Annotated in this window: 9 protein-coding genes; 4 read left to right on the forward strand and 5 right to left on the reverse strand. The window is 64.3% G+C overall.

Features of this window, described 5'->3' with window-relative positions; all coding sequences use genetic code 11:
• Positions 1 to 19 precede the first annotated feature (19 nt).
• Together WA904_RS04520 and WA904_RS04525 are read left to right on the forward strand one after the other, a co-directional pair.
• A complete protein-coding gene (locus tag WA904_RS04520; RefSeq protein ID WP_425195933.1) occupies positions 20 to 3,196 on the forward strand; it encodes an efflux RND transporter permease subunit in 3,177 nt (1,058 codons plus the stop codon).
• Positions 3,174 to 4,652, forward strand: a complete 1,479-nt coding sequence (locus WA904_RS04525) for an efflux transporter outer membrane subunit (RefSeq protein WP_425195934.1) — start codon at positions 3,174 to 3,176, stop codon at positions 4,650 to 4,652. Before WA904_RS04520 ends, WA904_RS04525 begins: the two co-directional genes overlap by 23 nt.
• Before the next feature lie 110 nt (positions 4,653 to 4,762).
• Here WA904_RS04525 and WA904_RS04530 read toward each other — a convergent pair whose 3' ends face one another.
• From WA904_RS04530 to WA904_RS04550, 5 genes are read right to left on the reverse strand one after another with little or no spacing between them, the layout of a single operon-like run.
• Positions 4,763 to 5,782 carry a YeiH family protein gene (locus tag WA904_RS04530; RefSeq protein WP_425195935.1) on the reverse strand — a complete coding sequence of 340 codons (1,020 nt, stop codon included), beginning with the start codon at positions 5,780 to 5,782 and terminating at the stop codon, positions 4,763 to 4,765.
• A 55-nt stretch (positions 5,783 to 5,837) separates the two neighbouring features.
• On the reverse strand, positions 5,838 to 7,031 hold the full coding sequence (gene metC / locus WA904_RS04535; protein ID WP_425195936.1) for a cystathionine beta-lyase: 1,194 nt from the start codon (positions 7,029 to 7,031) through the stop codon (positions 5,838 to 5,840).
• Positions 7,032 to 7,059: 28 nt separating this feature from the next.
• A complete protein-coding gene (locus WA904_RS04540) occupies positions 7,060 to 8,052 on the reverse strand; it encodes a Bug family tripartite tricarboxylate transporter substrate binding protein (protein WP_425195937.1) in 993 nt (330 codons plus the stop codon).
• 40 nt (positions 8,053 to 8,092) lie between these two features.
• A complete protein-coding gene (locus WA904_RS04545) occupies positions 8,093 to 9,679 on the reverse strand; it encodes a rhodanese-like domain-containing protein (protein WP_425195938.1) in 1,587 nt (528 codons plus the stop codon).
• Between the two features lie 41 nt (positions 9,680 to 9,720).
• Positions 9,721 to 10,308 carry a hypothetical protein gene (locus tag WA904_RS04550; RefSeq protein ID WP_425195939.1) on the reverse strand — a complete coding sequence of 196 codons (588 nt, stop codon included), beginning with the start codon at positions 10,306 to 10,308 and terminating at the stop codon, positions 9,721 to 9,723.
• A gap of 105 nt (positions 10,309 to 10,413) precedes the next feature.
• Here WA904_RS04550 and WA904_RS04555 point away from each other — a divergent pair, with 105 nt between their 5' ends.
• A complete protein-coding gene (locus WA904_RS04555) occupies positions 10,414 to 11,298 on the forward strand; it encodes a LysR substrate-binding domain-containing protein (RefSeq protein WP_425195940.1) in 885 nt (294 codons plus the stop codon).
• Positions 11,299 to 11,467: 169 nt separating this feature from the next.
• Complete coding sequence (locus WA904_RS04560) at positions 11,468 to 12,781, forward strand: MFS transporter (protein ID WP_425195941.1); 1,314 nt, start codon at positions 11,468 to 11,470, stop codon at positions 12,779 to 12,781.
• Positions 12,782 to 12,801: the final 20 nt, after the last annotated feature.

Genomic DNA, 12,801 nt, shown 5'->3' on the forward strand with positions numbered 1-12,801 from the left:
GAAATAAGGAGCGCACCGCATGGCCAAGTTTTTCATTGATCGGCCGATTTTTGCCTGGGTGATTGCGCTCTTCATCATCGTGATGGGCAGTGTGGCCATCACCCAGTTGCCGATTTCGCAGTACCCGCCGGTGGCACCCCCCGCCATCGTCATCAACGTGGCCTATCCCGGCGCGTCGGCCCAGACGCTGGAAGATAGCGTGCTCTCCGTGATCGAGCGCGAGATGAACGGCTCGCCCGGCCTGATCTACATGGAGTCGGTGGCGCAGGCCAACGGTACCGGCACCATCACCATCAGTTTCGAGCCGGGCACCAACGCCGACCTGGCGCAGGTGGATGTGCAGAACCGCCTTTCACGCGCCTCGCCGCGGCTGCCGCAGGCGGTGACGCAGCAAGGTGTCCGGGTTGACAAGTCGCGCTCGAACTTCCTGCTGTTCACCATGCTGTCCTCAAGCAACCCGGCTATAGACCCCATAGGACTGGGCGACTACGCGTCCCGCACCGTGGTGCCTGAATTGCAGCGCTTGCCCGGCATCGGCCAGGCACAGCTGTTCGGCTCCGAACGGGCCATGCGCGTCTGGATCGATCCGGCGAAGCTGGCCGGCTTCAGCCTGTCGTCCAGCGAGGTCACCGCCGCCATTCGCGCCCAGAACGCGCAGGTGTCGTCGGGCACGATTGGTGACCTGCCGAACGTTGCGGGCCAGGGCACGGCGGCCACGGTGGTGGTGAATGGCCAGCTCGCCAATGTTGAGCAGTTCGGCAATATTGTCCTGCGCGCCAACACCGACGGTTCCGCCGTGCGGCTCAAGGACGTGGCGCGTATCGAACTTGGCGGCCAGGCCTATGCAACTTCGGCGCGGCTCAACGGCCAGCCGGCGGTCGGTATCGGTGTGCAGCTGTCGCCTAGCGGCAATGCACTGGCTTCGGCCAAGGCGGTGCGCCGGAAGATGGCGGAGCTCGAGCGTTATTTCCCGCAGGGTGTGAGCTGGACGATTCCCTACGACAGCTCGCGTTTTGTACAGATATCCATCTCGCAGGTGGCTGTGACGCTGTTCGAGGCCGTCGCGCTGGTGTTTCTCGTGATGTTCCTGTTCCTGCAGAACTGGCGCTACACCGTCATTCCGACCGTCGTGGTGCCAATTGCGCTGCTGGGTACCTTCGGGACGTTGCTGGCGCTCGGTTTTTCGATCAACGTGCTCACCATGTTCGGCATGGTGCTGGTCATCGGCATTGTGGTGGACGACGCCATCGTGGTCGTTGAAAACGTCGAGCGCATCATGAGCGAGGAGGGGCTGCCGCCACTCGAAGCGACACGCAAGGCGATGAAGCAGATTTCGGGCGCCATCATCGGCGTGACCGTGGTGCTGATCTCGGTGTTTGTCCCGCTGGCTTTTTTCGCCGGTTCGACCGGCAACATCTACCGCCAGTTCTCGGCAGTGATGGTGGCGTCCATCGGTTTTTCCGCCTTCATGGCGCTGTCCCTCACTCCGGCCCTGTGCGCCACACTGCTCAAGCCGGTGGAAGCGGGCCACCATCACGAAAAGCGCGGTTTCTTCGGCTGGTTCAACCGCAGTTTTTCGCGCACCGCCAAAGGATATGAAAGCATTGTTGCCCGCGTGCTCAGGCGCGCGGCGCGTTACCTGATCATCTATGTGGCCATCATCGCCGCCGTTGCGGTGGTCTACACCCGTTTGCCCACTTCCTTTCTGCCCGGCGAAGACCAGGGCAACATACTGGTCAATGTGCAGTTGCCGCCCGGCGCCACGCAGGAACGCACCCTGGCGGTCATGCAGCAGGTTGAGGGCTACATCCTCAAGCAGCCCGAAGTGCAGAGCATGGTCGGCGTGCTGGGCTTCAGCTTTTCCGGCCAAGGCCAGAATGCGGCGCTGGCTTTCGTGACGCTCAAGGACTGGTCCGAACGGGAAGGCAAAGGGCAATCCGCCGAAGCCGTGGCCGGCCGGGCCTTTGGTGCGCTGTCCGGTATCCGCGACGCCTTCATCTTTCCGCTCAGCCCGCCGCCGATTCCCGAACTGGGGACGGCCAGCGGCTTTACCTTCCGCCTGCAGGACCGGGGCGGTGCCGGCCACGAGGCGCTGGTCAATGCGCGCAACCAGCTGCTGGGCATGGCGGGCAAGAGCCCGGTGCTCGCGCAGGTGCGGCCGGATGGCCTGGAGGATGGTCCGCAACTGCAGATCGACATTGACCGCGACAAGGCCAATGCGCTGGGTGTGTCTTTCGATGCGATCAACACCACGCTGTCCACGGCGCTGGGCTCCAGCTACGTGAACGACTTCCCCAACCAGGGGCGTCTGCAGCGCGTGGTGGTGCAGGCCGACGCGCCGGCGCGCATGCAGCCCGATGACCTGCTGCAGCTCAATGCAAGCAACAGCCTGGGACGGCCGGTGCCGCTGTCGGCCTTTGCGAGTACACGCTGGGTGACGGGCGCGCAGCAGACCATCCGCTACAACGGTTATCCCGCCATGCGCATTTCGGGTTCGGCAGCGCCGGGCTACAGCTCGGGCGCCGCGATGGCCGAAATGGAAAAGCTGGCAGCGCAGCTGCCCGCCGGTTTTGGCTTCGAGTGGACCGGCCAGTCGCGCGAGGAAAAACTTGCCGGCTCGCAGGCGCTGGTTCTTTACGGCTTTGCCATCCTGGCGGTGTTCCTGTGCCTCGCAGCTCTTTATGAGAGCTGGACCATTCCAATGGCCGTGATCATGGTGGTGCCGCTAGGTGTGCTGGGTGTGCTGCTGGCCACGCTGCTGCGCGCATATTCGAACGACGTGTATTTCCAGGTGGGACTGATCACCATCATCGGCCTGTCGGCAAAAAACGCGATCCTGATCATCGAGTTTGCGAAAGACCTGGAGGCCCAGGGCAAGAGTGCGATCGAATCGGCGCTGGCCGCAGCCCACCTGCGTTTCCGCCCCATCGTGATGACCTCGCTGGCCTTCATGATGGGTGTGCTGCCGCTCGCGCTGGCCACCGGCGCCGGCTCGGCCAGCCAGCGCGCCATCGGCACCGGCGTGATCGGCGGCATGGTCACCGGGACCGCGCTGGCCGTGATTTTTGTGCCTGTGTTTTTTGTGGTGGTGCGCAGCCTGTTCAAGGGCAGCGAGCGGCAAAGAAAAATGTATTCCGACCATGCCAGGGCGGCAGGTTTTGACGGAGACGGAAATGAAGCGAAAACCCATGAGTAAGGCCCGGCTGCTGCGGCTCCTGGCGCTGGGCGCGGCAGCGCTGGCGGCAGGCTGCTCCATGGCACCCAAATATGAACGGCCGGAAGCGCCCGTCGCCACCGACTGGCCGGGCCTGCGCCTGGCGCGCTCGCTGGCAGTTGCCCCGGCAACACCGTCGGCAGCGGTGCAAACCACGGCAGCGGCCGACATCGAGTGGCAAAGTTTTTTCAGCGATCCCAAGCTGCGGCAACTGATCGAGGCGGCGCTGCGCAATAACCGCGACCTGCGCATCGCGGTGCTCAACATCGAGCAGGCCAGGGCGCAGTTCCGGATCCAGCGCGCCGACCAGTTTCCCACCGTGGGCCTGGCGGCCACCGGCTCGCGCCAACCCAATGCCAACGGCAATGGCAGCATCTCCAGTGTCTACACCGCCGGCCTGGCGATGACGTCCTACGAGATCGACTTTTTTGGCCGGGTGGCCAGCCTCAAGGACGCCGCACTGGCGCAATACCTGGCCACCGAGGAAGGGCGCAAGACCACGCAGATCAGCCTGATTGCGGCGGTGGCCACCACTTACCTGAGCCTGCTCGCCGACGAAGAGCTCCTGACGATCACGCAGCAGACCCTGGCCACGCGTGAAGAGTCTTTCAAGCTGAGCCAGCTGCGTTTTGACAACGGGGCCACCTCCGAGCTGGACCTGCGCCAGGCCGAGTCGCTGACAGAAGCTGCGCGCGTGAGCCTGGCGCAACTGCAACGTCAGCGCGCACTTGATGAAAACCTGCTGACCCTCTTGCTGGGCCAGCCGTTGACCGGTGAACTGGCAGCCGCGTTGCCGGCGGGGCAGGCGCTGGCCGATGCGCCGCTGATGGTGGATGTGCCCGCTGGCCTGCCCTCGGACCTGCTCATCAAGCGCCCGGACATCCGCCAGGCCGAGCAGCAACTGCTGGCTGCGAACGCCAACATCGGCGCGGCGCGCGCTGCGTTTTTTCCACGCATCTCGCTGACGGCGTCGGCCGGCAGTGTCAGCAACCACCTGTCGGGCCTGTTCGAAAGCGGCACCTACGGCTGGACCCTGGCGCCGCAGCTGTTTTTGCCGCTGTTCGATGCCGGCCGCAACCGGGCGGGGCTCGACTCGGCCAATGCCGGGCGCGACATTGCCGTGGCGCAGTACGAAAAAGCGATTCAAACCGCGTTCCGCGAAGTGGCCGATGCCCTCGCGGGCCGTGCCACGCTCGGAGAGCAACTGCGTGCACAGCAGGCCCAGGCCAATGCCGAAGCCACCCGCTTCAAGCTGTCGGACCTGCGCTACCAGAACGGCATTGCCAGCCAGCTCGATTTGCTCGACGCACAGCGCTCGCTGTTCACCGCGCGCCAGGCCGTGGTGCAAACCCGGCTGCTGCAGCTGCAGAACCAGATCACGCTGTACAAAACCCTGGGTGGCGGCTGGAAAGAGCCTGCCGCGACGGCCACGCCCTGAAGCACGGCGGCGTGCCATCAGTGTTGGTGCTATTATAAATATAGCTGAGTGCGCCCGTTGGTAAAGGGGTTGCGGCCGATTTCCTTTAAAATTTCGGGCAACAAGCCTGGCTAGCGCGCAAAGACGCACAGGTAGAGCACAAAGGCGGCGGCCAGCCACAGTGTTTCGGCCAGCATCAGCGCCATCGGGCGCCAGCCCAGTTTCACCAGGTCTTCGAACGAGGTCTTGATGCCCAGCGCTGAAATGGCAACCACCAGGCAGACGCGGGACACCTGGCCCAGGCTTTCCGTGAACCCGGGCCGGATGGCTCCCAGGCTGTTGAGCAGCACGAGAACCATGAAAGCGATGAGAAAAAAGGGCAGCAGCGGCGCCTGCCGGCTGGCGCTTGCAGACGCGCTGCTGCTGCGCTGCCGCCAGTACCAGGCCAGCACGGCGACCACGGGCACCAGCAGCATGACGCGAAAGAGTTTGACGATCACGGCGACGTCGCCCGCTTCATGCGAAATCATCAGGCCGGCACCGACAACCTGCGCCACGTCATGGATGGTGCCGCCCAGGAAGATGCCGGCGCCGGTGTCACTGAGCCGCAGAAATTTGACCAGCAGCGGATAGACAAGCATTGCCAGGGTGGACAACCCGGTTACGCCGACCACGGTCAGCAGTGTGTGGCGCTCGGTCTCCTTGCTCTTTGGCATGACGGCGGATACCGCCAGTGCGGCCGATGCGCCGCAAATGGACACGGCTGCGCCGCAAAGCAGGCCGAAGTCGGTCTTCAGGCCCAGGCGCCGCGCCAGCCAGGCGCCCAGCGCGATGGTGCTGACCATGCCCAGCGCCGCCGTGGCCAGCGGGCCGATGCCGAGTTGCCCGATTTGTGCCAGCGTGATGCGCGCGCCCAGCAACGCCACACCGATGCGCAGCAGGGTTTTGGCGCAGAACTCGATGCCAGGCCGGCAGCGTGCATCCTCGTGCAGAAAGTGAAAAGCCAGCCCGAACAGCAGGGCGTAAAGCAGTTGCGGCCCGCCATAGTGTTCGGAAAGGAAGGTTGCGCCCAGCATGATGAGCAGGGGCAGTGCCAGGCCGGGCCATAGGCTGCGGGTGTGGCGTATCCAGGGGCGCGCATGGCTGAGCATGGTTGTGAAAACCTTGAAGGGAAAAGAAGAGGGGAAGGAAGGAAAAGGAAGAAGCTCAGGCGGCCAGCGCGGCAAACCCCTGCGCCAGATCGGCCAGCAGGTCCGCCGGATCTTCCAGGCCGACGTGCAGCCGGATCATCTGGCCCCGGGCCGACCAGTCGGCCACGCTGCGGGCACGGCGCATGTCGGCCAGCGTGACCAGGCTTTCATAACCGCCCCAGGAGGCGCCTATGCCGAACAGCTGCAGGCGGTCGATCAGCCGCTCGGCAGCGTCCTGGTTGAAGCCGGGTTGCAGCTCAAAGGAAACCAGGCCATTGCTTCCCTTGCAGTCTCTTTGCCACAGGGCGTGGCCCGGGTGATCGGGGAGGGCGGGGCAAAACACAGTCGCCACCTCATTGCGCAATTGAAGCCAGTGCGCCACCTGCAGGCCATGGCTCTCGTGCATGGCCAGGCGTGCGGCCAGGCTGCGTGCGCCGCGCAGCACGAGGTAGGCGTCGTCGGGACTGACTGTCATGCCGAAGGCGTCGCTGCGTTCGGCCAGCGCCGGCCAGGCTTCTTTGGTGGTGACGACGGTGCCCATCATCACGTCGGAATGGCCGGACAGGTATTTGGTGGCGGCCATGATGGAGACGTCGGCGCCCAGCGCCAGCGGACGGTACTGGCAGCCGGAGCCCCAGGTGTTGTCGGCCACCAGCAGCAGGCCACGCGCACGGGCCAGTTTGGCCAGGCGCGGCAGGTCGCACATTTCATAGATCAGCGAGCCCGGGCATTCCGCATAAATCAGGCGCGTGCCGGCCTCGATTTTTTCTTCTACGTCGCTGCCATCGGCGGCAAAAAAAGTGCAGCGGATGTTGTAGGGCGCCAGAAACGAATCAGCCAGCTTGCGGGCCGGCTCGTACACGCTGTCCGACATCAGCACATGGTCACCTGGCTTCAGGTAGGACAGCAGGGTCATGGCAATGGCGGCCAGGCCAGTGGGGAACAGCCGCGTGCGGTACCCGCCCTCGAGTTCGCTGACCAGGTCTTCGAGCGCGAAGCTGGTCGGGTTGCCGCGCGCTCCGTAAGTGAACAGACGTTCATCGCCGCGCCTTTCACGCATCTCGCGCTGCTGCGCCACGCTGTCAAACAACACGGTGCTGGCACGCACGACGGGCGGATTGACCGGGCTTCCCCCGTCGAAGGCAGGGTGTTTGCCGGCGTGGACCAGCCGGGTCAATGGCGCAGCGGGTGGAGGCGATGGAGTGGTCATGGTGAGAGCGCTGCGGCGGGGTGGCGCATCAGTCGAGCTTGGCGCCCGAGAGCTTGACCACGCGGGACCAGCGGGCGATGTCTTCCTTGAGCTGGGCGGCAAAGGCGGTGGAGGTATTCCCCACCACTTCACTGCCGCCGTCGGTGATCAGCTTGTTGACTTCCGGCGTCTTCAGCGAACGCACGATGCTGTCATGCAGGTAGGCGACGCGCTCGGGCGGCGTGCCGGCGGGTGCAAAAAATCCGTACCAGTCTTCAAAGGTCGAGTTGCGGTAGCCGAGCTCTTCCAGCGTCGGGACTTTCGCAAACACACCGATGCGGCGCGGGCTGGTGACGGCCAGGGCACGCATCTTGCCGTTCTGGATGAAGCTGGACACCGAGGAAGTGGAGGTGATCAGCAGGTCCACCTGGCCGCCGAGCAGGTCCGTGATGGCGGGCGCGGCGCCTTTGTAGGGCACGTGGGTCATGTTCAGCGCGCTGTCTTTCTCCAGCACCACACCGACCAGATGCGAGAGGGTACCGTTGCCCGGCGTGGCGTAGGTGACGCGGCCCGGTTGGCTCTTGATGCTCGCTGCCAGGTCGGCAAAACTTTTCAGTGCGGAGTTGCCGGCCACGACCAGCACCAGGGGTGCTGCGTTGATCTGGGTGATGGGTATGAAATTCCTGAGCGGATCAAAACCCGGTGACGCATACAACGTGGGGTTGACCGCCATTAGCGAGACCTGTCCGGTCAGTACGGTATAGCCGTCCGGCTTGGCGTCGGCCACCGCCTTGGCGCCAATGTTGCCGCCGGCGCCGCCGCGGTTGTCCACCACGGCGCTCTGGCCCGTGATTTCGGACAGGCGGCTGGTCACCAGGCGCGTGGTGCCGTCATTGCCGCCACCGGCCGGAAAGGGCGAAACGAACTTGATGGTCTGGTTGGGGAAACCGCCGACCTGCGGCATCGGCTGGGCCGAAGCGCCGGGCAGGGCAAACACAGCCCAGCAGAATGAGGCAACAGTGAATTTCAACTTGGCAAACATGGCAACTCCTGGATGAAAAAAAAAGGACGGACGGGCGTGACTAGGGGCTCAAGGGGGACGGCCGGGGCGAAGGCGGCAGGCGGTAGGCGCCCAACTCGCGTTCGTCCAGCTGCGCAATCAGGTTGACTTCCCAGGCCAGGTACTGGCGCGCGGCTTCCTTGTTGCCGTCATGCCGGTCATGCACAAAGAACAGGAAGTCAATGCAGTCCTTGTTCGCGGGCAGCTCGCCCTGGCCCTGCAGCGCCAAGCCGGCGTTGTGCCAGGTGGAAGGGTTTCCTTCCAGCAGGCTGGCCGACAGGCCCAGTTCATGCAGGTCGATGGCGGCGCAGGCGGCCACGGCCGGATCGTCGGCGATCAACACAACCGGGCGGCGTTCGCCCGCGAGCAGGCTGGCCAGGTGTGGCCGGATGGACCAGTGTGCACCCGCGATATGGCCCTGGCGAAATTGCATGCTGGGGCGCAGGTCCAGCGCGACCACGGAGTCGCTGGCCAGGCCGAACGCGAGGACGCTGGCGTTGACGGCAGGCAGTGCAGGCAGGGCCACCGGTTGCGGTTCAGGCAAGGCCAGGCCGCTGTCCAGGCCCCGGTCCAGCACGCTGGCATCGTGGCCCATCTGGCGCAGCCAGCTGGCGACGGTGAGCGCGCGGATGCCGTCGGAATCGAACAGCACCAGCCGGGCCTGGCGCACACCCACGTATTGGTCGTTGGCCTGGATCAGCTGGCCGCCTGGCGTGTGCTGGGCGCCCGGCAGGCTGCCGCGGGCATATTCCTCGGGCGTGCGGACATCGCACAGGAAGAGTGTGCGCTGCGCATCGCTGACCCACTCGCGCACGGTTGCCGCGTTGACCACCGGCACCTCGAAACGCCGGGCCAGCGCCTGCGCTGCGGCGCGCATGCCGGCCGGTTCAGCCGGCTCGCCATAACGGCGCTGGCTGCCGTGTTCGAGTTCCAGGTCGGCCAGGTACCAGCCCTGGGTGCCGTTTTCCAGGGCGAAGACCGGGTTGGGCAAGCCGAGGTTGATCAGCGTCTGCGCGCCCAGGATGCTGCGCGTGCGCCCTGCGCAATTGACCACGATGCGGGTTTGCTCGCCGGGCACCAGCGCGCGGATGCGCAGGGCCAGCTCGCCATTCGGACAACTGGTCGCTGTCGGAATGTTCATCTTCTGGAACTCCGAAAACGGCCTGCCATCCAGCACGACAAGGTCTTCCCGCTTGGCCAGCATGGCTGCCAGTTCGGTCGCACTGACGCGGGGCGTGTGGTAGACCTGTTCGACCAGTTCGCCAAAGGTCTTGGACGGCACGTTGACGCCCGCAAACAGCGGGAAACCGGCAGCTTGCCAGCCGGCCGTGCCGTCCTTCAGCACAAACACGTCGGTGTAACCCAGCGCGGCCAGCCGGCGCGCGGCGCGGGGTGCCACATCCTGGCCATCGTCATAGACCACCAGCCGGACGTGTTTGCGCGGCGCCAGGCGCAGCACGTCCAGCTCAAGCCGGCTGTAGGGCAGGGTGATGCCGTAAAACAAATGCGCCTGGCCGTACTGGCCGTGTTCACGCACATCAAACAGCGCAATTTCCTGGCCGTCATGCAGCCACGATTTCAGCGTGGCCGCTTCTACAAAACGCGTCATGGGAATCCGAAGAGGGGTGGGATGAAGATCAGGCGAAGGCATCAGCGGCGCGTCTGGACGCCGATGGACATGGTTTCGCAGGTGCCTTTTTCCGTGTCGTAGCCGGTGCGCGTGTTCAGGGTTTCCAGAGCGCGGCCATACATGTGCAGGTGGCGGATGACCTGTCCGGCGGGAATCTCGACCGAGTGGATGTCGTCCGGCATCAACGCGATGCCTGTGCCCGGCTCCACCACCACGGCAGCGATTTCCTTGAGCTGCGCCTTGCCCGGCACCGAACCGTCGTCCAGGCGCTCGTACACGCGGTTGAGTTCGGAGCCTTCCACCGCGCTGATGCAGGCCCAGGTGGTGTGGTTGTGCGGCACGATGCGCTTGCCGGGTCGCATCACGTTCAGGTAGAGCGCAAAGCTCTGGTCGGTGTCTTCGGTGATCAGGTAGCGGGCCTGCAGCTCGCCGCCCTCCGGCGCGGCGAAATCGGCGGCACTCCACAACTCCTTCTGTGCAGCCAGCTGGTTCACGACCGCCAGGATGTCGGCCAGTGACCGGCGCGTGAGATCGCCACTTTCAGCTATTTTTTTAATGCGTCTGATGCTGTCGCCTACGGCGTGGCTGCGTGCTGCTGGGATGTCCATGAGATGTTTTCCTGAGTAAAGTCACTGGTATCAGAGCCAATGTAATCAGGCCTGCTTTTTCAAACAACATGGAAACAGAGATAAATACATTAGGATTTGTTATGTATGAATACACTTGATCTTGAGCTGCTGCGGTCCCTGGTGGCCATTCAGGAGCAGGAGAGTTTTGCCGGCGCGGCGGTGCACTTGGGCAAAACGCAATCGGCGGTGACGCAGCAGATGCAGCGCCTGGAAGACCAGATCGGCCACCCGCTGTTCAGCAAGCAGGGGCGCCACAAGCGCCTGACGCCGCACGGCCTGAAGCTGCTGGACTACGCGCGCCACCTGCTGTCCATCAACGACGAGGCCATGCGCAGCCTGCGGCAGGGCAACCTTGAAGGCGTGCTGCGCATAGGCGCGCCACACGATGTGGCCGACACCATGCTGCCGCCCCTGCTGGCGCAGGTGGCGCGTGCCTCACCCTTGCTGCAGCTCGACATTCACGTCGGGCGCAGCCCTTTCCTGATGGAGTCGCTCAAGCGCGGCGAGATCGACATGACCATCTCCAACCGCAATGAATCTGCGCTTGAGGGGGTGGTCCTGCGCACCTCGCCCACGGTATGGTTGTGCTCGGCCAGCTATGTGTTCGACCGGACCAAGCCGGTTCCGCTGGTGCTGGCCGACGGACCCAGCCTGTTTCGCCGGCTGGCGCAGGAAGCCCTCGACGGGGCGGGTATCCCCTGGTCACCCAACTACACCTCATCCAGCCTGATTGGCATCAAGGCGGCATTGCGTGCGGGACTGGGCGTGACGGCGCGCGGCGTCGAGCTGGTGGGTGCCGACCTGCGTGTGCTTGGTGAAAACGACGGCTTGCCGCGCCTGCCCGATGTGGCCTACCACCTGTTCATCCGCAGGAACGTGATCAATCCGCTGACGCGCCAGGTGTTCGACATGCTCAAGGCCAACCTGGGCCTGATTCGCAGCGCCTCGCCACCCGAGGTTCCCGCTTGAGCCCGGCCGTTTTCCAGAAACAGGCATTGCCGCCGGAGATTGAAGGTGTTTTATGGCTTGAGCCCTTATGGATCGGGCGCAGGCAGCTATTAAAAATATAGCTATTTTCTTCGCTCCCATCCTTCCCAGGGCCATGGACTATGCTTGGCTCCTCTTCAGGAGCTCAGCCATGGCCCTTTTCTCCCAGGATGCCCTCAACCCCGGTGTGCGCAAGTGTGAAGTGTTCGGCTGGGCCATGTACGACTTTGCCAATTCGGGCTACACCACCGTTGTGATCACCGCGGTGTTTGCCGCTTATTTCGTGGGCGGCATTGCCCAGAAGGCGGAATGGGCCACGTTTGCATGGACGGCGGCGCTCAGTGTGTCCTATGCGATTGTCATGCTCACCATGCCGAGCATCGGTGCCTATGCCGACCTGCGCGCGGCCAAGAAACGGCTGCTGATGCTGGCCACCATGGGGTGCGTGGTTACGACTGCCGCGCTGGCTCTTGCCGGCCCGGGCAGTCTGGCTTTCGCGGTGCTGCTGATCATTCTTTCGAACACCTTCTTTGCGTATGGCGAATCCCTGACGGCCGCCTTCCTGCCGGAGCTCGCGCGCCCCGCCGCGCTGGGCAAAGTCAGCGGCTGGGGCTGGAGTTTTGGCTATTTCGGCGGCATGCTGGCCTTGGGCATCTGCTTGGGTTACGTGCTCTGGGCCCAGGCCCGCGGTATTCCGGCCGACCAGTTTGTGCCGGTCACCATGCTGATCACCGCGGTGATTTACGGGCTGGCGTCGCTGGTGACCTTTCGTCTTTTGAAGGAAAGGGCTCAACCCAACCTGGCGGCCTTGCAGCAGGGAGGCCTGAAAGCTTCTCTTGCCCAGCTGCACCAGACCTTTCGCCAGGCCAGGCGTTACAAGGACTTCATGTGGCTGCTGGCCTGCGCCGTGTTCTACCAGGGCGGCGTGGCCGTGGCGATTGCGCTGGCTGCCATTTATGCTGAGCAGGTGATCGGCTTTGAGCCGCAGGAAACCATGGTGCTGATTTTTGTCCTCAACTTAGCGGCCGCCGGCGGTGCGTTTGCCTTTGGTTATTTCCAGGACCGCATCGGCCACAAGCTGGCACTGGGCATCACGCTGGTCGGCTGGGTCGCCACCTGTGTGATCGCCGCCATCACCACGACCAAGGGCGGGTTTTGGTATGCGGCTGCCATTGCCGGGGTGTGCATGGGTTCCAGCCAGTCGGCCGGCCGTGCCATGGCCGGCATGTTCTCACCCAGGCGGCAACTTGCCGAGTTTTACGGCCTATGGACTTTCGCGGTTCGCCTGGCCAGCATCATCGGGCCGCTGAGTTATGGCGCCATCACCTGGATGACCGGCGGTGACCAGCGTACCGCCATCCTGTCCACAGCCGTGCTGTTTGCAGTGGGTTTGGTGTTGCTGGTTCCCGTGAATGTGCAGCGGGGGCGGGAAGCTGCGCTGGCAGCTGACGCGCAGGCCGGCTGATGCCGCTTTGGCAGCACGAG

The sequence above is a fragment of the Polaromonas sp. genome (assembly GCF_049790275.1).
In the GTDB taxonomy this organism is placed as follows: Bacteria; Pseudomonadota; Gammaproteobacteria; order Burkholderiales; family Burkholderiaceae_C; genus Polaromonas.